General features: G+C 63.1%; 18 protein-coding genes. 11 read left to right on the top strand and 7 right to left on the bottom strand.

Annotated features, from left to right (window positions below; genetic code table 11):
* Positions 1–26: 26 nt before the first annotated feature.
* Together D3I60_RS17450 and D3I60_RS17445 are read right to left on the bottom strand one after the other, a co-directional pair.
* Positions 27–743 carry a rhomboid family intramembrane serine protease gene (locus tag D3I60_RS17450; protein ID WP_262777977.1) on the bottom strand — a complete coding sequence of 239 codons (717 nt, stop codon included), beginning with the start codon at positions 741–743 and terminating at the stop codon, positions 27–29.
* A gap of 122 nt (positions 744–865) precedes the next feature.
* Positions 866–2,344 carry an arylsulfotransferase family protein gene (locus D3I60_RS17445; RefSeq protein WP_262777976.1) on the bottom strand — a complete coding sequence of 493 codons (1,479 nt, stop codon included), beginning with the start codon at positions 2,342–2,344 and terminating at the stop codon, positions 866–868.
* A gap of 97 nt (positions 2,345–2,441) precedes the next feature.
* On the opposite strand from D3I60_RS17445, the gene mfd reads away from it, so the two are divergent.
* The 5 genes from mfd (at position 2,442) to eno (ending at position 9,068) form a co-directional block, all read left to right on the top strand.
* On the top strand, positions 2,442–6,044 hold the full coding sequence (gene mfd, locus D3I60_RS17440) for a transcription-repair coupling factor (protein ID WP_262777975.1): 3,603 nt from the start codon (positions 2,442–2,444) through the stop codon (positions 6,042–6,044).
* 120 nt (positions 6,045–6,164) lie between these two features.
* Positions 6,165–6,359, top strand: coding sequence for a CsbD family protein (locus tag D3I60_RS17435; RefSeq protein ID WP_262777974.1), 195 nt, complete (start codon positions 6,165–6,167; stop codon positions 6,357–6,359).
* Positions 6,360–6,422: 63 nt separating this feature from the next.
* Positions 6,423–6,872 (top strand): MazG nucleotide pyrophosphohydrolase domain-containing protein, encoded by a 450-nt coding sequence (locus tag D3I60_RS17430; RefSeq protein ID WP_229663869.1) that lies wholly within the window; start codon positions 6,423–6,425, stop codon positions 6,870–6,872.
* Positions 6,869–7,711 (top strand): tyrosine-protein phosphatase, encoded by an 843-nt coding sequence (locus D3I60_RS17425; RefSeq protein ID WP_262777973.1) that lies wholly within the window; start codon positions 6,869–6,871, stop codon positions 7,709–7,711. Before D3I60_RS17430 ends, D3I60_RS17425 begins: the two co-directional genes overlap by 4 nt.
* 76 nt (positions 7,712–7,787) lie before the next feature.
* Entirely contained in the window at positions 7,788–9,068 is a 1,281-nt protein-coding gene (eno, locus tag D3I60_RS17420) for a phosphopyruvate hydratase (RefSeq protein ID WP_262777972.1), read from the top strand.
* Between the two features lie 440 nt (positions 9,069–9,508).
* Here the strand turns inward: eno and D3I60_RS17415 are convergent, their stop codons facing one another.
* Positions 9,509–10,516, bottom strand: coding sequence for an endonuclease domain-containing protein (locus D3I60_RS17415; protein ID WP_262777971.1), 1,008 nt, complete (start codon positions 10,514–10,516; stop codon positions 9,509–9,511).
* A 429-nt stretch (positions 10,517–10,945) separates the two neighbouring features.
* On the opposite strand from D3I60_RS17415, the gene D3I60_RS17410 reads away from it, so the two are divergent.
* The 5 genes from D3I60_RS17410 to D3I60_RS17390 all read left to right on the top strand — a co-directional run bounded on the left by D3I60_RS17410 (position 10,946) and on the right by D3I60_RS17390 (position 15,629).
* Positions 10,946–11,440 (top strand): FtsB family cell division protein, encoded by a 495-nt coding sequence (locus D3I60_RS17410; protein WP_262777970.1) that lies wholly within the window; start codon positions 10,946–10,948, stop codon positions 11,438–11,440.
* Positions 11,440–11,967 carry a DUF501 domain-containing protein gene (locus D3I60_RS17405; RefSeq protein ID WP_262777969.1) on the top strand — a complete coding sequence of 176 codons (528 nt, stop codon included), beginning with the start codon at positions 11,440–11,442 and terminating at the stop codon, positions 11,965–11,967. Before D3I60_RS17410 ends, D3I60_RS17405 begins: the two co-directional genes overlap by 1 nt.
* Positions 11,968–11,975: 8 nt before the next feature.
* The gene (locus tag D3I60_RS17400; protein WP_262777968.1) at positions 11,976–12,923 is read left to right on the top strand and encodes a Ppx/GppA phosphatase family protein; all 948 of its coding nucleotides are present in this window, start codon (positions 11,976–11,978) and stop codon (positions 12,921–12,923) included.
* The gene (locus D3I60_RS17395; protein ID WP_262777967.1) at positions 12,920–14,164 is read left to right on the top strand and encodes a S8 family peptidase; all 1,245 of its coding nucleotides are present in this window, start codon (positions 12,920–12,922) and stop codon (positions 14,162–14,164) included. Before D3I60_RS17400 ends, D3I60_RS17395 begins: the two co-directional genes overlap by 4 nt.
* 91 nt (positions 14,165–14,255) lie before the next feature.
* Positions 14,256–15,629, top strand: a complete 1,374-nt coding sequence (locus D3I60_RS17390; protein WP_262777966.1) for an NAD(P)/FAD-dependent oxidoreductase — start codon at positions 14,256–14,258, stop codon at positions 15,627–15,629.
* A 116-nt stretch (positions 15,630–15,745) separates the two neighbouring features.
* Here D3I60_RS17390 and D3I60_RS17385 read toward each other — a convergent pair whose 3' ends face one another.
* Positions 15,746–16,351 carry an NAD(P)-dependent oxidoreductase gene (locus tag D3I60_RS17385; protein ID WP_262777965.1) on the bottom strand — a complete coding sequence of 202 codons (606 nt, stop codon included), beginning with the start codon at positions 16,349–16,351 and terminating at the stop codon, positions 15,746–15,748.
* Between the two features lie 118 nt (positions 16,352–16,469).
* On the opposite strand from D3I60_RS17385, the gene D3I60_RS17380 reads away from it, so the two are divergent.
* Entirely contained in the window at positions 16,470–16,865 is a 396-nt protein-coding gene (locus D3I60_RS17380) for a winged helix-turn-helix transcriptional regulator (protein WP_262778022.1), read from the top strand.
* A gap of 124 nt (positions 16,866–16,989) precedes the next feature.
* On the opposite strand, the gene D3I60_RS17375 is transcribed toward D3I60_RS17380, so the two are convergent.
* The 3 genes from D3I60_RS17375 to D3I60_RS17365 all read right to left on the bottom strand — a co-directional run bounded on the left by D3I60_RS17375 (position 16,990) and on the right by D3I60_RS17365 (position 21,310).
* Complete coding sequence (locus D3I60_RS17375) at positions 16,990–17,433, bottom strand: hypothetical protein (RefSeq protein ID WP_262777964.1); 444 nt, start codon at positions 17,431–17,433, stop codon at positions 16,990–16,992.
* 305 nt (positions 17,434–17,738) lie between these two features.
* Complete coding sequence (locus tag D3I60_RS17370; RefSeq protein WP_262777963.1) at positions 17,739–19,328, bottom strand: gamma-glutamyltransferase family protein; 1,590 nt, start codon at positions 19,326–19,328, stop codon at positions 17,739–17,741.
* A gap of 98 nt (positions 19,329–19,426) precedes the next feature.
* Positions 19,427–21,310 carry a CocE/NonD family hydrolase gene (locus D3I60_RS17365; RefSeq protein ID WP_262777962.1) on the bottom strand — a complete coding sequence of 628 codons (1,884 nt, stop codon included), beginning with the start codon at positions 21,308–21,310 and terminating at the stop codon, positions 19,427–19,429.
* Positions 21,311–21,339 lie beyond the last annotated feature (29 nt).

Raw genomic sequence — 21,339 nt, 5'->3', positions numbered from 1 at the left:
ACCAAGCAGCGGGCGCTGCCCGGGGCTCAGGCCGTCTTCTGCTTCTCCGGGCGACGGTGCAGCCACCATGCGGCGAAGATGCCGCCGGCGAATCCGAACAGGTGGCCCTGCCAGGAGATGTCGTTCGTCTGCGGCAGCATGCCGAAGATCATCGATGCGCCGTAGGTGACGAAGATGAAAAGGCCGATGGCGAAGTAGATGATCTTGCGCAGCAGGTCATCGGTGAACCAGGTGCGCAGCGCGAGGTAGCCGAAGAATCCGAAGACGATGCCCGAAGCGCCGACGATGTGCTGGCCGGGCAGTGTGGTCAGCCACGCCCCGAGCCCGGAGCTCAGCGCGGTGATGCCCGTGACCGTCCAGAACCGCCGCTTGCCTTCGAAGGCGATGACGATGCCGAGGACGAGGAACGGGAAGGTATTGGCCAGCAGATGGCCGAATCCCGAATGAAGCAGCGGCGAGGTGACCAGGCCGTAGAGCGAGAGCGGATTCCATGACTCCAGACTGAAGACGTCGAGGTCGGCGGGGAGGATCGCATCGACGATCTCGATGACCCACATGACGGCCAGGACGATCAGCACCGGAGCGAACCGAGAGAGCAGATGCGGCCGGTCGGCGGTGGTGTTCAGGTGCGCAACCGGGGGATTCGCGGAACGGCCGGAGCGGGGAGATCCGGAGTCGGTGGAGTCAGGGCCGAAGAGGAGTCGGGATTCCTCGGCGGAGAAACGGGGGGAGTTGTCGGTCATGTTCCAATTGTGGGTGATGAAGATTGGAGAACCCCGAACATCCGGGCCATCCGGGCAATCGTGATCGTTCCGTTAGGCCCGTTATCGCCTCGAAATATGCACGACGGGTCCAACCCTCGAAACTATCTGTTCTGAGGCTCCGCTCTGGTCGACCCGAGGGACTTGCCGTCCGCGTCGAGAGCTTCGACGATGATCGTCGAACCGTTCGGGGTGATGTCCGCCGCCGTTTCGAAGCCGGTGCGCTCGACCTCGGTGTTTTCGACGAGGTGCTCCTCATCGTCACCGCTGAGTACTCTCCACGAAGCCACCTCGGTGGCACCGTTCCAGCTCATGTGCACCCGAGTGATGTCGGCCTGCGGCTGCGACTTCGTGGCGGTCGGGGGAGCGGTCGGTTGGGCATGCCAGTCGAAGCGGTAGGCACGGTAGTTCGATCCGCCGGTGAAGGTGAGGTCGGCGAGCAGCTGCCCGTCCTTGGTGAACTCGGAGACATAGGGCTCCGAACCCCAGCCGAGGACGATGTTGCCGTTGGGCAGCTCCTGGAAGTTGCCCTGACTGCCCGACGAACGGTCGTCGGGGGCGAGATACTCCGTGACCACCTCGGCGCGCTTCTTCTTCTCATCGACGTCGAGGCGCAGACCGCGGGTGTCGCCGAGCCGAGGCGCGGCGTGGTTGTCGAACAGGGTCAGCGTCCCATCGGAGCGGCGCTGGGCATCGTGCTGCCAGGCGAACTGTGCGCCCTCGCCCATCTCGAAGTCCGAGGCCTTGCCGCCGAGGACCCAGTTGAGATCGGCACTCTTCCGGTCGAGCTGGTAGACAGCGTGGGTATTGCGCGCCGAGACGAGGAGAGCCCTGCCGTCGTCGTCCTCGGACACGGAGTTGAGGTGGATGTAGTCGAAGGGCTCGTCCTTCGTGCCCTCACCCTCCTTGAGCTCCGTCTCGGTCTGATCGACGGGCACGACGTCGAGGGAGCGCCATTCGAACAGGGGATCACCGCTTGCGATGTCGACCTCCTGGACGATGCCCTCCCAGACCCAGCCGTCCTTGGCTCCGCCGACTGAGCTGAGATCCGTCTGCGTCTTCACATAGGAGATGAGGAACATTGTGTCATCGGCGGTGATCGTCGTCTCGTGCAGGTCGGACGTGTCCTTGGGAAGCTCTCCGCCCATGCCGACACGGGCGATCTCCTGATACGAGTCGTCGAGCACGACGACCTCGCCGGCGGTGTGCGGGGTCTCGGCCAGACCCTCCCACCAGGTGAGCACCGGCTTCCCCTGATATTCCTGGACGCGCAGATCCCACAGGGCCCCGGAGTCATCTCTGATCCACACCGGGTCACCGGCGGAGTCGAGGATGAGGCCGCCCACCCACGACGTGTCATCGGTCTGCGTCTGTCCCTTCGGGGCGAGGAAGGTCTCCAGGTCTCCGTTGTCGTCGGGGAAGGCCCCGGAGTCGATATCGACCTTCGGCGGGCCGAGTTCGGGGCGGGAATGGAAGTCCCACCGTTCGGCGACTGCGATGTCGTCATCGGCATCGGCCGTGCACCCTGCGAGCAGGAGCGTCGCCGCAGCCAAACCTGCAAGGACGGGTCTCTTCATGGCCATATGCTCATCCTCACACGTTTTCGACTCCCGTGGTCCTCGGGCCCTGTCGAGCGGGCACCGAATGGGTCGTGTCAGCCGCGTAGCCTAGACTGTTCAGGTGCTCAACGGACTCGATCTCACCCGCCGGAATCCCACCATCACCGAACTCGTCGCGGCCTTCAACGATGCGAACACCGACGGTGGCACGATCGATGCGATCAAGGGACTGTGGCCGTCGATCCTGCGCCGCACCGTCACCACCGACGGGGCCGCCTCGGCGCCTCAGCTCATCGTCACCGCCACGACACGTGAGGCAGAAGACCTCGCCCAGGCACTGGCCGACTGGGTGCCGTCGGCGTCGATCGCGATCTTCCCCAGCTGGGAGACCCTGCCGCACGAGAAGCTGTCGCCGCGGTCGGACACCGTCGGCCAGCGCCTCGAGGTGCTGCGCCGCCTCGCCCACCCCACTCCCGGCCGGGAACTGACCTTCATCATCGCGCCCGTGCGCGCCTTCCTCCAGCCCCTGGCCAAGGGGCTCGGCGACATCGAACCGGTCGAGCTCGCCGTCGGCGACGAATACGAGATCGATGACCTCGCCGAACGGCTCACCGAACTCGCATACTCCCGAGTCGACATGGTCTCCAGACGCGGCGAATTCGCTGTGCGCGGCGGAATCGTCGATATCTTCCCGGCCACCTCGGAGCGAGCGCTGCGCGTGGAGCTCTTCGGAGACGAGGTCGACGAGATCCGCGAATTCTCCGTCAGCGACCAACGGTCCATCCCCACCGACGACGGTGACGAGCCCCTGCGCCTGTCGGCACCGCCGTGCCGGGAGCTGCTCCTGACCGATTCGGTGCGGAAGCGGGCCGCGGAACTCGCCGAGGATGTGCCCAGCGCCGCCGATATGCTCGACAAGATCGCCGGCGGAGTCGCCGTCGAAGGGATGGAATCGCTCTCCGCCGTCCTCGCCGACGGAATGGAGCCGATGATCGCCCTGCTGCCGGCCGGATCGAAGATCATCATCACCGAACCCGAACGCGTCGACGCCCGCGCCGCGGACCTCGTGGAGACGACGAACGAATTCCTCGAAGCCGCCTGGACCGGAGCCGCCGGCGGGGGAGAGACCCCGATCGACCTGTCTGCCGCCAGCTTCCGCACCGTGGCCGAGATGGCCGAAGGAGCTCGCCTCATCGGGCTGGCCTGGTGGGAGATCGGCGGATTCGCCACCGACGAGGAGCTCGCCGGCCCCGAGGAGAACATCTTCTCCGTTCCTGCCCGCAGCCCGAAGGGCTATGCCGGAGACGTCGAGGCGATCCTCGCCGACGTCAAGGGCCTCATCCACGACAAGTGGCGCATCCTCGTGCTCACCGAAGGCCAGGGTCCGGGCCGACGCATGGTCGAGGTGTTCTCCGAAGCCGGAGTGCCCGCCTCATTCGTCGACGACCCGACCGATCTGCCCGAAGCCCTGGTGACCGTGACGACGGCCGCGTCCTTCGGCGGCTTCGTCTTCGACGATCTCAAACTCGCCGTGCTCACCGAGGCCGATGTGCTCGGTCGGGCGGCGGCCACCTCGACGCGGGATATGCGCAAGCTGCCCACCCGCCGTCGACGCAACCAGGTCGACCCGCTCAACCTGGCCCCCGGCGACTACGTCGTCCACGACCAGCACGGCGTCGGACGATTCGTCGAAATGACGCAGCGGTCCACAGGGCGAGGTGCGAACAAGCACACTCGCGAATACCTCATCATCGAATACGCGCCTGCCAAGCGCGGACAGCCCGGCGACCGCCTCTACGTCCCCAGCGATGCTCTCGACCAGGTCACCCGCTATGTCGGCGGAGAGAGCCCGAATCTCAATAAGATGGGCGGCGCCGACTGGCAGACGACGAAAGCGAAGGCCCGCAAGGCCGTCAAGGAGATCGCCGGGGAACTCATCCGACTGTATTCGGCCCGCCAGGCCACCGTCGGCCACGCCTACGGGCCGGACACCCCCTGGCAGCGCGAACTCGAAGACGCCTTCCACTATGTCGAGACCGCCGATCAGCTGACCACCATCGACGAGGTCAAATCGGACATGGAGAAGACCGTGCCGATGGACCGTCTGATCTGCGGCGATGTGGGCTACGGGAAGACGGAGATCGCGGTCCGTGCCGCGTTCAAGGCAATCCAGGACGGCAAACAGGTCGCCGTGCTCGTGCCGACCACTCTGCTCGTCCAACAGCACTATGAGACCTTCGCCGAGCGCTACTCGGGATTCCCCGTCACCATCGGCGCCCTCTCCCGGTTCCAGACCAAGCAGGAATCGGAGAAGGTCAAGGAGGATCTGGCCGACGGCAAGCTCGACCTCGTCATCGGCACCCACCGACTGCTCAGCGGCGAGGTGCGGTTCAAAGAACTCGGCCTCGTCATCATCGACGAGGAGCAGCGCTTCGGCGTCGAACACAAGGAGACTCTCAAGGCGCTGCGGACGAACGTCGACGTCCTCGCCATGTCCGCGACCCCGATCCCACGCACTCTGGAGATGGCGGTGACCGGCATCCGCGAGATGTCGACTCTTGCCACACCTCCGGAAGAGCGGCACCCGGTGCTGACCTATGTCGGCAAACGCGAAGACAAGCAGATCAAGGCCGCGATCCGACGCGAGCTCATGCGCGAAGGACAGGTCTTCTACATCCACAACAGGGTCCGCGATATCGAAGCAGTCGCCGGACACATCGCCGAAATGGTGCCCGAGGCGCGAATCGCCATCGCCCACGGCAAGATGAACGAGACCCGACTCGAACAGGTCATCGTCGACTTCTGGGAGAAGAAATACGATGTGCTCGTGTGCACGACGATCGTCGAAACAGGAATCGACATCGCCAATGCGAACACGCTCGTCATCGACAACGCCGACAAGTACGGGCTCTCCCAGCTGCATCAGCTGCGCGGACGCGTGGGACGTGGACGCGAACGGGCCTACGCCTACTTCCTCTACCCGCCGGACACTCAGCTGACCGAGACCGCACACGATCGTCTGACGACTCTGGCCGCGCACACCGAACTGGGTGCCGGAATGCAGGTGGCGATGAAAGACCTCGAGATCCGCGGGGCCGGCAATCTGCTCGGCGGCCAGCAGTCCGGCCATATCGAAGGCGTCGGCTTCGACCTCTACGTCCGACTCGTCGGAGAGGCCGTGGCGAAGTTCCGCGGCGAGGAGACCGAACCCGAGGCGGACATGCGCATCGAACTGCCCGTCGACGCCCACCTGCCGGCCGACTATGTCGACCACGAACGACTGCGTCTCGAGGCCTACCGAAAGTTGGCCGCGGCGACCGACGAAGCACAGCTGCAGGAGGTCCTCGACGAACTCACCGACCGCTACGGCCCCTATCCAGAACCCGTCGGTGTCCTCGCAGATGTCGCCCGGCTGCGCATTCGCGCCCGCGCTTCCGGGGTCAACGACATCGTCATGCAGGGCAACTTCATCCGCTTCGGACCCGTCGAACTCTCAGACTCCCAGGTGGTCAGGCTCAAGCGTCTGTACCCGAAGTCTCTGCTCAAACCGGCGCTGCGTTCGGTCCTCGTCCCGAAGCCGATGGCGGGCACCGGATTCGATTCCAAGGAGATGACTGATTCGGACATCCTGCGGTGGGCACACCAGTTCCTCGACGCCATCCTGCCTGTCGTCGAGTCGGATGCCACGGAAGTCAAGGAGGCCGGAGCTGCGCAGAACGGTTGAGAACTCTCCGACTGTTCACCGCTGTTCGGTCCACGAGCCAGGGCGGTGGCGTAGAGTGCGAAACGCGGAGACATCCGCAGCAAGTGCAGATCACGCAGCTGTCCACTAAGGAGAATCCCCATGGGTGTTGACGACAAGTTCGAAAACAAGGCCGAAGACCTCGGCGGCCGTGCCAAGGAGACCGTCGGTGATGTGACCGGTGACGACCAGCTCAAGGCCGAAGGTGCCACCGATCAGCTCAAGGCCAAAACCAAGGACGTCGGCGAGTCGGTCAAGGACCTCGGTGCCTCGGTCAAGGACAAATTCTCGAAGTGACCGACGAATCGGCCCTCACCGCTTCTGCGGTGGGGGTCTTTCGTGCCGGCAGGAGGATATTTCGTGGGTGAACGTGACGAACCGGGACTCCAAGCGGTGATCGAAGCCATGGCGACTCTGCGACGACGTTGCCCCTGGTCGAGCCGACAAGATCATCAGAGCCTCGAGAAGTACGCACGGGAAGAGACGAATGAACTCATCGTCGCTCTTGAAGACTTCGCGACAGAACCCACTGCGGAGAATCGGGCGGCCGTCGTCGACGAGCTCGGCGACGTGTTCTACCAAGTGCTCTTCCACTCCGCCCTGCTCGATGAAAGCAGCGGGCGAGACTACGGTCACAGCCTCGGCGCCATCATCGATGGTCTCGAAGCCAAGCTCATCCGTCGTCACCCCCTGGCCTTCACCGACGATCCCGGAGATGAGATGGCATCGTTGGAAGACGTCGAACGCGAGTACCGCCGGATCAAAGCGGAAGAGAAGGCCGCAGCGCGAGGAGAGGACGGAAGTCGATGAGTCTGGAGAGGCTTGAGATCGAAGGCACGTTCAACTTCCGTGACCTCGGAGGGCCCGCCACCGAGGTGGGGGAGAGCCGAGTGCGATCCGGGAAGGTGTTCCGCGCCGACGGTCTGGCGCAGCTGAGCGATCGGGCGCGCGCCGATATCGGCGAACTCGGCATCGGCACCGTCATCGATCTGCGCGATATCGGCGAGAGGGCGAAACTGCCTGATGCGCTCGACGGCCTCGACATCCGACAAATCGAGCTGCCCGTCTTCGACGACCACTTCTTCCCCAGCCGACCGTTGAGCAGGGAAGAGATGAAAGCCGCCGCCGAGGCGACAGGGATGGATCTCAGCGACCGGAGCCTCGGCCGCATCTACGAACTCATGATCACGCACTTCGGTCACCGGCTGGCTGCCGCCGTCGACCTGATCGCCGAACACTGCGCTGATGGTGTGGTGTTCCACTGCTCTGCCGGGAAGGATCGCACCGGTGTGATCGGAGCATTCCTGCTCGACCTCCTCGGTGTGGGACGGCAGGAGATCGTCGACGAATATGCGATCACCTCCACACACCTGTCCGGGGGTTTCCTCGAGGCGATCACCAGGAACTTCTCCGATGCCGGGATCTCCGGCAACCTCGCCCAGACCGCCACTGCTGCTCCTCCCGAACTCATGCATGAGGTCCTCGACCGTATCGAGGCCGAGCACGGGACCGCCTCGGCGAAGGACGGGGGACAGCCAGGGGGAGTCGAAGCCTACCTGCTCGCGCACGGGATGGACCCGGCGACGCCCGAGCGACTGCGGCAATGCCTGCTCGAATCCGAGCCCAACCGGGGCCCGGACCGAGGGTGAGCCTGGACGCGCGGTGCATTAAGCTGTCCTCCAGGCACATGTTCCCCATGTGAAACCAAACGCTAAGGAGTACTCAGTGGCCGAGATCGTTGCCGCAAACGCCCGTGAAATCCTGGATTCCCGGGGAAATCCCACCGTCGAGGTGGAAGTGCTGTTGGCCGATGAGTCCGTCGGTCGCGCCGGCGTTCCCTCCGGTGCCTCCACCGGAGAATTCGAAGCCGTGGAGCTGCGCGACGGAGATCCCGAGCGCTACCTGGGCAAGGGCGTCACCCAGGCTGTCGACGCAGTCGTCGACGAGATCCACGAAGTCATCGTCGGGCTCGAAAGCGACGATCAGCGTCTCGTCGACCAGGCGCTCATCGAACTCGACGGCACCGACAACAAGTCCCGCATCGGCGCGAACGCGATGCTCGGCACCTCGCTGGCCGTGGCCCGCGCGGCAGCGGTCTCGGCCGATCTGCCCCTCTACCGCTACCTCGGCGGACCGAATGCGCACGTCATGCCCGTACCGATGATGAACATCCTCAACGGCGGATCCCATGCTGACTCGAACGTCGACATCCAGGAATTCATGATCGCCCCGATCGGCGCCGCCAGCTTCCACGAAGCGCTGCAGTGGAGCGTCGAGGTCTACCACGCGCTCAAGGGAGTGCTCAAGGAACGCGGACTCGCGACCGGACTCGGCGATGAGGGCGGATTCGCTCCGAACCTCGACTCGAACGCCGCGGCGCTCGACCTCATCATCGAGGCCATCGACATCGCCGGGCACCGTCCCGGACGCGATATCGCCCTCGCCCTCGACGTGGCATCCTCGGAGTTCTACACCGACGGTGCCTACGAGTTCGAAGGCAGCAAGAAGACCGCCGAGGAGATGGCCGCCTACTACGAAGAGCTGCTGGCGAAGTACCCGCTCGTGTCGATCGAGGACCCCCTCGATGAGAACGACTGGGACGGCTGGGCGACTCTGACGGAGACGATCGGCTCGAAGGTGCAGCTCGTCGGCGACGACCTGTTCGTGACCAACCCTGAGCGTCTGCAGCGTGGTATCGACAACGCCACGGCGAACTCGCTGCTGGTCAAGGTCAACCAGATCGGCACCCTGACCGAGACCCTCGACGCTGTGTCTCTGGCGCAGACGAACGGCTACACCACGATGATCTCGCACCGTTCCGGCGAAACCGAGGACACGACCATCGCCGACCTGGCCGTGGCGACCAACGCCGGTCAGATCAAGGCCGGCGCCCCGGCACGATCGGAGCGGGTGGCGAAGTACAACCAGCTGCTGCGCATCGAAGAGCAGCTCGGAGATGCCGCACGCTACGCAGGCCGCAGCGCCTTCCCGCGCTTCGAAGCCTGAGGCGAGCAGGGCTCTGAACTCCCCGAGGCGGGGCCGGACGATCACAACGATCGCCCGGTCCCGCCTCGTTGTTTCCAGCTTCGGCGTTCCCTCATCCGAGGCTGCACTTCTCACCGCGAAGTCTCCTCATCGCGATGATTCTCCGTTGCCAGGCCCGGCTCTCCGCGTCACCATCTGTCACCGGTGGTCTCATATCCGCCCACTGGCGGCTTAGCCACGCGTTCCTCGCAAATGGCACCGGTGCACCACTCTGACGAGTCGCTGCGGGTGAAGGATGGCCGAGCACATGTAGGAGTTGCCAGCGACGGTGCGGGATGAAACTCTCTGAATTGCGCCATCTGCGCCCATATGCCCGATGCAAAGGGAGTGCGTGTAAGCAACGGTGCAGGATGCGCCTGCGGTTTGCGATGCATTGTGGGGATAGTTGACCGCGGCGGGGATCAGGCGGTGAAATTCTGCGAGCGGCGGATGACGCGGAGGATGTCATAGAATTTCGCCTCTTCGAACAGTTCCTTCCAACTGATCCGAATCACCTGCCACCCCTGGTCGCGCAGCCACTGCTCGCGACGGCGTTCCTGTTCGAGCTCCTCGCGGGGGACACCTGAGCCGAGATAGAGCTTGCCGATGCCGTCGATCTCGATGATGAGTCGAGCCCGGCGGTAACAGAAGTCGACGCGGATATTCCGGTTCATGCTGTCAGCCCGGAACGTGACTTGTGGTTCCAGCCCTGTGATCCCGTGTTCGTAGAATCGCACCGCGGCGACCGCCTCGGCGGGGGATTCTCGACGAGAATCGGACAGATCGATGGCCAATCGCACTTTCGCGGAGTTGCGCTTCTCCAAACATTGGGCGAATGTCCTGAGGATCTTCTCTCTGCTTGTCAGCTCGCGGTGCAGCGCATCATCGATCATCGGCACGGAGACGTCGAGATTATAGCTGCGGGCGACGTCTATCAGTGTGCGTTCGAGCGTGGTCACCTCGGCGCCGTCGATCGCAGCGCGATGGTTCTTCGGGATGCGACTGCCGCGGACGTGGATGGTCTTGAACTTGCGGTTGGTACCGGGCCGGACGACCTCGACTTGATGAGTGACAGGGTGGGAGATGGGCAGATTGTGGATGAGGGCCACGGAGATGTGCGAGAAGATCTCCGTCGGTGGGTTCGCTTTCGCATCGTCGGTTCTCCGATCGGAACGTTGAGCGAAGTGAGCCATCACCGAGGCGCTGAGATCGTTGATCTCGTCCCGAATGTCTCCGTGTTCGATGAAGACCTGGTGGATCTGCTCGTCGATGCTCGCCCAGAGCGGGCGATGGAAGTCCAGCTCGCAGACACGGCGGACCAGATATGTGCCCCGCGACAGTCGTCGGAGGCAACATCCGCGGGCGCGCCTGATGTCCCCATGGTTGAATCCGAGTCGAATGATGTCATCAGTGCTCAGTAATTTATACATGCATCCAAAATGCAATAAAAATCAGTAAACGGCAATGAGTAGTGGCTATTCTGTGGATAACTCTGTGGATAGAACAGGGATGGAGAAGGGGGCTGCGCGAGATGGCTGGTCGCATTCTGCCTGATCGCCGGTGACGGTTTGCGGGCATCGGGCACCAGGAGGCGCATAACGCACCGCTGGAACAGGGTGGTTTGGCGCCGACAGCGAGGAATGCGTTGGCAGGTGTAGGAGAAGTGACTGCCGGGAGGACTCAGAGGTGAAGGTGAGAGATGCTCGCGGGGGAGGAGTGGGCGGGACGAGACGTGACGGAGGATACGTGAGAATCGAACACGCCACGAGCTCGAAATCCTCGCGCAGGGAATGCGGACACGGCACACTTGGAGATGTTGCGACACTCTTCCCCGATCCCCAGTCGCAGAGGAAAGAAGCATGGTCCCGAGCAAGCCCAGACGAAGTGCCCCGAAATCGGCTCCTGGCAAAGCCACCCCTCGTCGACGCCCGAAACCGGTCATCGAAGCCGAGGCCGGCATGGACGCCGAGGCGCGTGGCCGCCGCATGTCGGTGCGCACGGGCGTCTTCCTCCTCGTTGTCGCCATCGTCCTCCTTGCGTTCCTTTCACCCCTGAACTCCGCACTCAAACAGGCCCAGCAGATCGCGGCCCTGAATAACGAGATCGAGACGACGAAGGCCGAGGTCAAGAGCCTCGAAGAGAAGAACGAGAACCTCAGGGACCCCGCCTACATCAAACGCAAGGCTCGCGAAGACCAGTACTACGTGGAAAAGGGCAAGAACGCGGTCATCGTCACGAATCAAGAGGCCGTCGACGAGGAATCCGAGCCCGAACGGCCGGTTCGCAAGCAGGCCTGGTACCTTGAGTTGCTGGAGTCCATTCAGGAGACCGGCAACACCGTGGAGAAGAGCTGATGATCACAGAGTGCACCGAGGCGGATTTCGCTGTCCTCCAAGACCAACTCGGACGCATTCCCCGAGGCGTCGTCGGCATCGCCGCCCGCAGCGCAACAGGTGAGCCTCTCGTCGTCGCCACGGCCCCGCGCCTCGAGGACGGCACCCCATTCCCGACGACCTTCTACCTCACCCACCCTGCCTATGTGGCCGAATGCTCACGTCTGGAAGCATCGGGAATCATGGCCGAATGGACCACGGAGATCGGCGAAGACGACGAGCTCGCCGCTGCCTACGCCGCCGCGCACCGGGCCTACCTCGACGTCCGCTCTGAGATCGGCTCCGCAGCGGGCCTGGCGGAGGTCGAAGAGATCAAGGACTACTCCGCAGGCGGAATGCCGAACCGGGTCAAATGCCTCCACGCCCTCGTCGGCCACTCGCTGTCCGCCGGACTCGACATCAACCCCATCGGCGACCGCGCACTGTCGTTCATGAGCGATGTGCCGCCGCTGGCCGAGACCGCTGCCACCACCGAATCCACCGACTAGGACCTGACATGCGTGTTGCTGCCTTCGACTGCGGGACGAACTCCCTGCGCCTGCTCATCGCCGATGTCGCCGCCGACGGCACCCTCACCGACCTGCGTCGCGAAACCCGGATCGTCCGCCTCGGCCAAGGCGTTGACGCCACCAGCGAATTCGCACCTGAGGCGCTAGAGCGCACCTTCGCCGTGGCGAAGGAGTTCGCCGAGGTGGCCGCCGAGTACCGCCCTGAGAAGCTGAGGTTCGTCGCGACCTCGGCCAGCCGCGACGTGAAGAATCGCGATGAGTTCTTCGCCGGGATCTTCTCGATCCTCGGCGTCGTCCCCGACGTCATCGCCGGTGAAGAAGAGGCCCGGCTGTCCTTCCTCGGCGCCACTGCGGGCCTGACAGATGCTGACGGACCCTATGCCGTCATGGACCTCGGCGGCGGCTCGACCGAGCTCGTCCTCGGCCAAGACGATGTCCAAGCGGCCGTGAGCATGGACATCGGGTCTGTACGTCTGACCGAACGGCACATGCCGGTCGAGACCCCCAGCCAGGACCAGATCCAGGCGGCACTGGCCGATATCGACGGCCAGCTGGACCAGGCCGCGCAGATCGTCGACTTCGCCGTCCCGCGCACCTTCATCGGAGTCGCCGGCACCGTCACCACCATCACCGCAGGCATCCTCGGACTCGAGAGCTACCAGCGAGAGCGCATCCACGGAGCACATATCAGCGTCGCCGACGTCGCAGACGAATCCCGAAAGCTGCTGGCCATGGACCGCCAGGCACGCACAGAGCTGCCGTATATGCATCCCGGACGCGTCGACGTCATCGGCGCCGGATCGCTGCTCTTCGCCAGGATCGTCGCCCGCTTCGACCAAGCCGTGTCAGCCGCCGGAGGATCGCTGGATATTCGGATCTCGGAAACCGACATCCTCGACGGGACCGCGCTCGACCTCGCGCTGACGAGCTCGTGAGAGCCGCCGCGCGACTCCTCGCCGTCACGACCGTCGTCCTCGGACTCGTCGTCGGTACCACCCAGCCCGTCATGGCCGCGCCGAAGGCCGGGCCCGGCCAGTGGTTCATCAAGGACTACGGAATCGACAAGGTCTGGAAGAAGTCAACGGGCAAGGGCGTCAAGGTCGCAGTGATCGACTCCGGTGTCAACTCCGACCACGAAGACCTCAAGGGCGTCGTGAAGAAGTCCAAGGACTTCAGCGGATTGGGCAAAGACGGAAAGACCCCGCTCGGCGGGAAGACCACGATCCACCACGGCACTGCCGTGGCCGGAGTCATCGCCGGCCGAGGAGTCGGTGCCGGACCGACCGGCGTCGCCCCGGACGCAGAGATCCTGTCGGCGTCGATGTGGCTGGGCCCCGACCGCCCCAAGGAATCCGGATCGACTCGAGAACAGGCCGATGAAGCCATCCGGTGGGCCGTCGACTCCGGTGCGAAGGTCATCAACATGTCCTTGGGATGGGACGATCCGGGCTGGCCGGAGAGCTGGGACGAATCCTTCGCCTACGCCTACAAAAAGGACGTGCTCGTCGTCGCCTGCGTCGGCAACGCCTCGCAGGGAGCGACCCAAGCATGGTCGCCGTCGACGGTTCCGGGCGTCATCGGGGTGGGCGGACTCGGCCAGAACGGGAAGGTCCTCGACGACTCCACCGCACCCGGCACCGCCGTCGACCTCATGGGTCCGGCCAAGGACATTCCCATTCCGTACTACAGCGGCGGCTACGCCGAAGGCCAGGGCTGCTCCTTCGCCTCACCCGTCGTGTCCGGTGTGGCAGCGCTCATCCGCTCCGAGAACCCCGACCTCAGCGCCGATGAAGTCCGAGCCATACTGCAGTCGAGTGCCGAACCGGTGGACGGTCACAAGGGCGTGAGCAAGAAGGGCAAGCCCGACCCGATCGTCGGCTGGGGGCGCGTCGACCCGCAGAGCGCCATCAAAGCGAAAGCGCCCAAGAACGTCTCCTCCGCCGAGGAGGAGCTGGCGGATTGGGTGAAGATGCATCGTCGCGGGGATGCGAAGTCGGAAGAGACCGAAACCGCGGCACCGGATGAGACCGAGAGCCCGAAGGCTATCGCGCCGACCGATATCGTCGCCACGCAGTCGACACCGACACTCGGCTTCGCCGTCCTCGGTGCCGGAGCCCTGATCGCCGTGGTTCTCATGATCATCTCGATCGTCTCCTTCGCCCGCCGTCGCCGCTGAGACCAGGTGCAGAAACTGCTCTGATCTGGGGCGTTCGAGTCCGTGGGACAAACAATTAGTGAAAGTTTTCACAAGGGTCTAGCATGGGATTATGGCACTCATCAGAAACTCAAAACTGCGTCCACGAATCCTCGTTGTCGGTGGCGGCTCGGTCGGCCTGCTCGCCGCTCAGAATCTGCTGAAGAACCTCGGTCGGGGCGAAGCCACCGTCACCGTGGTCGATCCCAACCCGTACATGACCTACCTGCCGTTCCTCCCCGAGGTGGCAGCCGGGTCGATCGAGCCTCGTCACGCTGTGGTGCCGCTGCGCCGCAACCTGCCGGGTGCTGAGGTCATCACCGCGAAGGTCACCTCGATCAACCACGCCGAGAAGTTCGCCACCATCGAACCCGAGAACGATGAACCGTTCGAGCTCGACTACGACCACATCATCCTCGCCTCCGGTTCGGTTGCCCGTGCGCTGCCGATCCCGGGCCTGAAGGAGAATGCGATCGCGCTCAAGCGCATCGAGGAAGCCGTCGCTCTGCGCGACCACCTCCTCTCCCGCCTGGCCGATGCCGCTCTGATGGAAGACGACGAGGAGCGCCGCAAGGCTCTGACCTTCGTCTTCGTCGGCGGCGGATTCGCCGGCATCGAGCTGCTGACCGAACTCGAGGACATGGTCCGTTCGGCCATCGCCCAGTACGAGACGCTGACCGAAGCCGATGTCCGCTTCGTCCTCGTCGAGGCTCTCGGCCGCGTCATGCCCGAGGTCGGCGAAGCTCAGGCCCGTTGGGTCGTCGAGCACATGCGCGAACGCGGAATCGACGTCTACCTCGAGACCTTCCTCCAGGACTGCACCGACAAGCACATCAAGCTCTCGAACGGCGAAGAGTTCGACGCCGACACGATCGTGTGGTCCGCCGGTGTCAAGGCCAACCCGATGCTCATCGACTCCGACCTGCCGATCAACGAACGCGGCAACGTCACCGTACGCGCCGACCTGCGGGTCGAGGGCGATGACGGTGTCGTTGAGGGTGCTTGGGCGGCAGGCGACAATGCCGCGGTTCCCGACCTGTCCGGGGGCGGAGTGGCAGGCTTCTGCGTGCCCAACGCTCAGCATGCTGTGCGTCAGGCTCCGGTGCTGGCTGCCAACGTGCTCGCCGCACTGCGCGGAGAGACCGAGTTCAAGCAGTACTTCCACAAGACCATCGGTACGGTCGCAGGCCTGGGTCTGTACAAGGGTGTTTCGCAGATGGGTGACTTCGAAGCCCGCGGACTCCTCGCCTGGCTCATGCACCGCGCCTACCACGGCTACGCGATCCCGACCATGGATCGCAAGGTCAGGGTCTTCGGCAACTGGTTCGTCAGCGCCGTCCTCGGCCGTGACGCCATGCCTCTGGCAGACCTCGATGTTCCGCGCAAGAACTTCGTCGAGGCCGCCAACTCGAAGCCGGCTCCGAAGAAGGAGCCTGCCAAGGCCTGACTCGAGGCAGCCGGTGCCATCCGGCGACAAGCCCTGATGAGACGACTGACGCCGGGGATGCAGATGCATCCCCGGCGTCAGTCATATCTGCAGACCCTGCTGCGAGTGCGTCCTGCTCAGTTCGCCACAGTGAAGCGGGCGTCGATGTGCTTGGGATCGGCGATCTCATCGACCATGGCCACGGCGAAGTCCTCGGCCGAGATCGAGTCGCCTGCGGGCACCTCGAGCTCGACATTGTAGGAACCGGTGCGCTCACCCGGAGCGATCTCCGGGGCGGGGGAGATGAGCGTCCACGGAGACGGATTCGCGGCACGCAGCAGTTCGAGGGCCTTAGTGCCGGTTTCTGCCTCGGCCTTGTAGGCAGGAGGGAATCCTTCGGTGTCCTTGAGCATCGTGTCCCCGGCGAACAGGGAACCGGCACCGCCGACGACGAACAGGCGGGTCTCTCCGCTGGCCTTGGCCAGAGTCGAAAGAGCGTCGAGCCATTCCTGGTGGTCCCCGCCGGTACGGCTGGGTCCGGTGGTGGAGACGATGACATCGTGGTCGGAGGCCATGCGTGCTCCGAGCTCCGCATCGGCCATATCACCGGCGATTGAGTGGGTCGCTCCGGCCACCTCGGCACCGGAGCGGGTGATGGCGGTGACGTCGATCCCGCGGGATGCCGCCTCGGCGACGACGCGAGAGCCGATCATTCCCGATGCTCCAAAGAGTGCGATCTTCATAAGAGTCCCTTCGTTCTTCGTGCGGCGCGACTGCGGTGCACGGTGGATGTCGTATTCTGACTTTCCTAAGGTATCTTTTGGATATCGAGTACCTCAAGGATACTATTGGGCTATGAGTATGAAAGTTCGCTGGGAAGGCGATGCCTTCGACCCCGAATGTCCGACCCGAGTGGTTCTCGACCGTGTCGGAGACAAGTGGACGGTGCTGATCGTCGACATTCTCGATTCCGGTCCGAAGCGCTTCAACGAGATCCGTCTGGCCATCGGCGGGATCACCCCGAAGGTGCTGACCTCGACCCTGCGGTCGCTTGTCGCCGATGGCCTCATCGAGCGCGAGGTCTTCGGCGAGGTGCCGCCGCGGGTGGAATACTCGCTCACCGATCTCGGGCGATCGCTGCAGGACCCTGTGGCCGCGCTTCGGAAGTGGGCGGAGGCCAACGTCGCGGAGATCGTCGAGAACCGGGACCGCCATGACGAGGCACATACGTCCGAGGGCATGCGAGCGTTCCGGTGACCGGAGCCAGACGGTCAACCGGCGGCTGGTTCGGGCGTTTCGGCAGAACCGATGGGTCGCATGTCGACCAGTCGTGTGTGGTGGATACCGTCACACTCGTACTGCGGAGGAACAGCAATAGGGATCAGCCGCGGGAGAGCTGTCCGAGCACGGTGACGAAATCACGCAGCTCTCCGGCGACACGATAGATCCGCGGCTGGCCGGAGTAGACCCAGTTGTTCGTGATGATCGAGGCGCTGCCGACGTTCGTCGCCTGTTTGAACTCGGCGACGTCGAACGTCGCAAGATGATCCTCGAGGAGGCGGCTGCGCAGGTCCGAACCCATCTGCACCCAATGATCGGCGGCCTCGAAGCCGACTTCCGTCCAGTCACCTCGGGCTTCACGGAATGCGACCGGGCGACCCTGCGGCGGGATTTCGTTCGTGTTGGAGTCGACAGTCGAAATGGGGGAGGCTGCTTCGGAAGCGGTGATGATAACGGCGGGACCGTGCCGCGTACGGGCGAGATCATCGTCGACGGAGGCGATCGGCTGTGGCGCACGACCGGGACTGAGAAGAAGGAGCGACATAGGACGATCATGCCGCAATCGGCGGAAATCGGCGATCTCGGTCGGCACTCGACACCGACGAAGAATCGTCCCCCACTGGGATTCGAACCCAGACTGAATCGATGTGGAGTCATCGATTTTGGGAGTTTCCGTGGGGTGCCGTCTGATCCTAGAATCTGGGGCACTCGACACTTTGGGGGTTCCTGTAGATGTCGTGAGTTTCCGTGGGGTTCCGTTGAAAAAGATGGGTAAACGTGGGGCGAGTGGGGTCTGTCGAGCCGTGCGGAAACACTCGTGCTAGATGCGCGGCGACTCTGCCTTGCCTGCTAGTTGACTCCGGCGGCATAACCGTCGCGCTGTGGGTCTGCTGCTCCGTTCAACTGTTCGTCGAAGAGAGTAATGGCGTGGACGCCTGCGAATGCGTAGCTGAGGGGCGATCGACGTATTTCGTATCCTCGACGGTTCAGCTCCAGTTCTGTGCTGCGGGGTATCCGATTGGAGATGTCGACTGCGTTCGATGTCGAGACCGCCCGCGGGGCGGAGACCGCTTCCTGCACATCCATACCGAAATCGAAGACGTTCGAGATCACCTGGACGATCGCAGGGGTGATCCAGGACGCGCCCGGCGCTCCAATGCTCATAACCGGTCCCGACTCATCGAATACAACAGTAGGGCACGATGTCGTGTTGCGCCTGCGACCGGGTGCGATCGAGTTCTCCGTTCCGGGTCGCGGATCGAAAGTACTCATCCCGCCGTTGAGCATGAATCCCAGGCCTCGAGGAATATAACCTGAGGGGTTTCCTAACGTGTGTGTGAGGGCGACGGTGAAGCCATCGGTGTCCATCGCGCTGAGATGGGTCGTGTGAGGTGTTTCGTAGCGGGCTGTATCGACATCGGCACGCTCGCCTTCTGCGATTCGTGTAGCCGCTCGTGAAAGGTACGATTCGTCTAGCAGTCGGAGGTAGTCCTCGGAAGTCGTCCGAGGTCGATTCCATAGCCGCTCTTTGTCCTGTAGCGCGTATTTCATGGCTTCGACAAGGATTTCGAGATGGTCGGGGGAGTTGTGTTCGACCTCTGAGAGGTCGAAGTGGTTGAGGATCCCCAAGGTCTCCATTGTTTGGATTCCGCCTGCTGGTTGCGGAGGTAACGACAGCTCGAGCCCGCGGTAGTGTCCTGTGACCGGCTGGAGGTCGTGAAGTTCATAGTGTTTGAGATCGTCGAGAGTGAGGAGCCCGCCGTCTTCTGCGATGCTGTCGGCGATCATGGTGGCAAGCTCACCTGAGTAGAATTCTTCAGCGCCCTGCCGGGCGATGTGAGTGAGGACCGAGGCAAGTTCGGGATTGGTAATGGTGTCACCCAGTCGAGGGGGTCGTCCATGCGTCCCGTAGATACGTTGGCCGTCGGGGGTGAAGAGAAGCTTGTCGTCGAAGTTCATGCGACCATACTTCGTTTCGTCCTGGACCATAAGGGTTTGGAGGTGCGGGCGGACAAGCCAACCTTCCTCGGCGTATCTCACCGCTTCGGCGAAGAGATCGGGCCAGGGTAAGGATCCGAAACGCTCGTGGACGGTCGAAAGCGTTTTCAGCGTGCCCGGCACCATGACGGATTGGGCACCAGTTTCGTTGACGAAGTCCTTGACTCTGTAGCCGAAGCCATCGGGAGTCGGACCGAGAAGGTCGGCTTCCCACATGTTCGCGCTCACTGCGGCAGGGCTCTGGCCGAGCCCATCGATGACAATGCGCTCACCGTCGGGCGTGACGATCTGGATGACCGCCATTCCGCCGATGCCGCACATCAGCGGGTCGACGACCCCTTGCACTAGCGCCGCTGCGACGACTGCGTCGACGACGTTGCCTCCGTAGTTGAGGACCATCGCGCCGGCGTCGGTGGCTTCGGGCTGTGGAGTGACGATCATTGATGAGTATGCGTTTGTGCGTGGAATAGGTGAGTTCATCAGAAGATGCTCTTTCGCTGTCAGGTCTAACTTCGTGTAGTGCGGCCGGGAGCAGTCGCTTATCTCTGCTCGGCTACTGGGATGACCAGTGTCGAAGGTCCGCCGACGGTGACGGAGTAGTGAGGCGGACGTCCATGAGGGTTCTGGGTCGCATGGTCGCTGTCCGCGCCGGAGATAGAGAGCCGGATTCGGCTACCTTGAGCGAACCGCCAGGCTGTGGGCAGCAGCGGGACGCGGATAAGTTTCGGTGCGTCCGGTCTGAATGGGTGCGCGTCCTCTTCCCTGAATGTGCGGTAGATCCATTTGGTAGCAATCTCTGGCGGGTTCTGTGACTCTGCCCGATGAAGGAGGCGGAGAAGGCCCTCGGTGACGTACCTTTCAGTGCCGTCTGACTCGACTTCGGTGAGGTAGACGAAAAGATTTCCGTCGGGTTGGTCGTTGCCCAGCAAAATGCTTGCCACCGCGTGACCGCTGAAGTCAACGGATCGGTCGAGGGCAGGAGAGTCGAAGCACAGGTGAGTGCTTGTCCGCCCTTGCCAGTCCGAATAGTACGGCCCAGGGTTCTTGCCTGCGATGCGCTCATACCGAGTATTCTTTCCAGTCCCGGTCGCGAAGTCGACTGGATAATTGAGTACTGTTGCCGAGTCAACGCCTCTATCGCGCTTGTCGTTGTCGGGAGTGCTATCAGCGGCTCTCAATCCGCCGCTGCTGGTGAGTTCGAAGACGAAATGATCTGAGGAAGGAGGCCACGCGTCAGCTGAGTGCCATTGCTCGGCGTGCATTGTGTAATAGTGGATCGGATCTTCATGCCGAATGCCTGTGTCGATACCGAGAAGGTACTCGTCGAAGAACCGGACAATTTCATACCACCACGACTCGTCCGGAAGGCCATCGGGACTCCACGGAGAGACGTGACTGCGTGCGCCGTGGTCCCAAGGTCCGAGCAACAGGTGCCGTGAATTGGAACTAAGAGTGAGATAACGTTCGAGAGCACCGTTGGCGTAGCCGGCTCCGTCCATCCAGCCCGAGACAGAATAGACGGCGACATCTTCATTGGTGCCCGCGCCATAAGAGTAGGGGCTGAAACTCGCAGATGAGTAGTTCGAATCGTAGGGCAACGGTTTCTCTCGCATGACGAATTCGCGCATCATGTCGGCATGACGGTAGTTCGCCCTGTGCTCGGCCACCGCGGCGTCACGCAGTGAACCGTCGGAGTCTGCGTCGACGGGTGCTGGACCGTTGAAACTGGGATGTGCATACGCCGCGTATGGTTGGATGGCTTCTCGATCGTCCTGGTCAAGACCGATCATCATTTGAGCGTAGGAGTCGATGAGATCGTTGAGTTGAATTCCGCCGGGGAAATAGTTGTTCTCGTAAGTGTCCCAGACCGAGAAGAGCGGTGCTATCGCTTTGACCGCGGAGTGTCCGGTGCTGGCGGCGAAGTCGGCGGCAGCGCCGAGGTAGGAGATTCCGGTGATTCCGACTCGACCATTTGACCAGGGTTGATCAATGACCCAATCGATGACTTCGATGTAGTCTTTGCGTTCTTTGGGGGAGCGGAACCCCTCACGATGGCCGAAACTCGCACCAGTTCCACGAACGTCGACGACGACTACGTTGTAACCTGCCGGCACAAAGAGATCTCGGTAGCGAGCAGTGTTGGGTGACAGCTCGACACTGCTTTGCTGATGATCGTCTTTGTGAGCAAAGCGGCGGTAATAGGGAGTGAAGACCAGGATGGTCGGACGAGGCTGTGCAGTTGGGTCTGTGGCGACCTGCGGTATGAACACATCGGTGGCAAGCCGTACACCGTCTGACATTGAGATGTACAGCGACTGCGGTGCCGTGGGGATCTCGAAGTCGAATCCGCGATCTTGGGCGTACTCGCTTGGCGTTACCTTCCAAGCTGAGATCTTGGAGGGCTGCTCAAAAGAACTGTTCATTGGTGTGCCTTCGGCTCGATGATTAGGTG

The organism is Brevibacterium permense (genome assembly GCF_025506275.1).
GTDB lineage: Bacteria > Actinomycetota > Actinomycetes > Actinomycetales > Brevibacteriaceae > Brevibacterium > Brevibacterium permense_A.
Note: the sequence above shows the minus strand (reverse complement) of the source record. Positions and strands in the feature narration are given on the sequence as shown.

Excerpts from the sequence above, each read along its gene's own strand:
- D3I60_RS17370 (WP_262777963.1), bottom strand. The coding sequence starts at position 19,328 with ATGATCGTCACTCCACAGCCCGAAGCCACCGACGCCGGCGCGATGGTC.
- D3I60_RS17450 (WP_262777977.1), bottom strand. The coding sequence starts at position 743 with ATGACCGACAACTCCCCCCGTTTCTCCGCCGAGGAATCCCGACTCCTC.
- D3I60_RS17400 (WP_262777968.1), top strand. The coding sequence starts at position 11,976 with ATGCGTGTTGCTGCCTTCGACTGCGGGACGAACTCCCTGCGCCTGCTC.
- D3I60_RS17445 (WP_262777976.1), bottom strand. The coding sequence starts at position 2,344 with ATGGCCATGAAGAGACCCGTCCTTGCAGGTTTGGCTGCGGCGACGCTC.
- D3I60_RS17425 (WP_262777973.1), top strand. The coding sequence starts at position 6,869 with ATGAGTCTGGAGAGGCTTGAGATCGAAGGCACGTTCAACTTCCGTGAC.
- D3I60_RS17375 (WP_262777964.1), bottom strand. The coding sequence starts at position 17,433 with ATGTCGCTCCTTCTTCTCAGTCCCGGTCGTGCGCCACAGCCGATCGCC.
- D3I60_RS17365 (WP_262777962.1), bottom strand. The coding sequence starts at position 21,310 with ATGAACAGTTCTTTTGAGCAGCCCTCCAAGATCTCAGCTTGGAAGGTA.
- D3I60_RS17385 (WP_262777965.1), bottom strand. The coding sequence starts at position 16,351 with ATGAAGATCGCACTCTTTGGAGCATCGGGAATGATCGGCTCTCGCGTC.
- D3I60_RS17435 (WP_262777974.1), top strand. The coding sequence starts at position 6,165 with ATGGGTGTTGACGACAAGTTCGAAAACAAGGCCGAAGACCTCGGCGGC.
- D3I60_RS17390 (WP_262777966.1), top strand. The coding sequence starts at position 14,256 with ATGGCACTCATCAGAAACTCAAAACTGCGTCCACGAATCCTCGTTGTC.
- D3I60_RS17410 (WP_262777970.1), top strand. The coding sequence starts at position 10,946 with ATGGTCCCGAGCAAGCCCAGACGAAGTGCCCCGAAATCGGCTCCTGGC.
- D3I60_RS17405 (WP_262777969.1), top strand. The coding sequence starts at position 11,440 with ATGATCACAGAGTGCACCGAGGCGGATTTCGCTGTCCTCCAAGACCAA.
- D3I60_RS17380 (WP_262778022.1), top strand. The coding sequence starts at position 16,470 with ATGAAAGTTCGCTGGGAAGGCGATGCCTTCGACCCCGAATGTCCGACC.
- D3I60_RS17415 (WP_262777971.1), bottom strand. The coding sequence starts at position 10,516 with ATGTATAAATTACTGAGCACTGATGACATCATTCGACTCGGATTCAAC.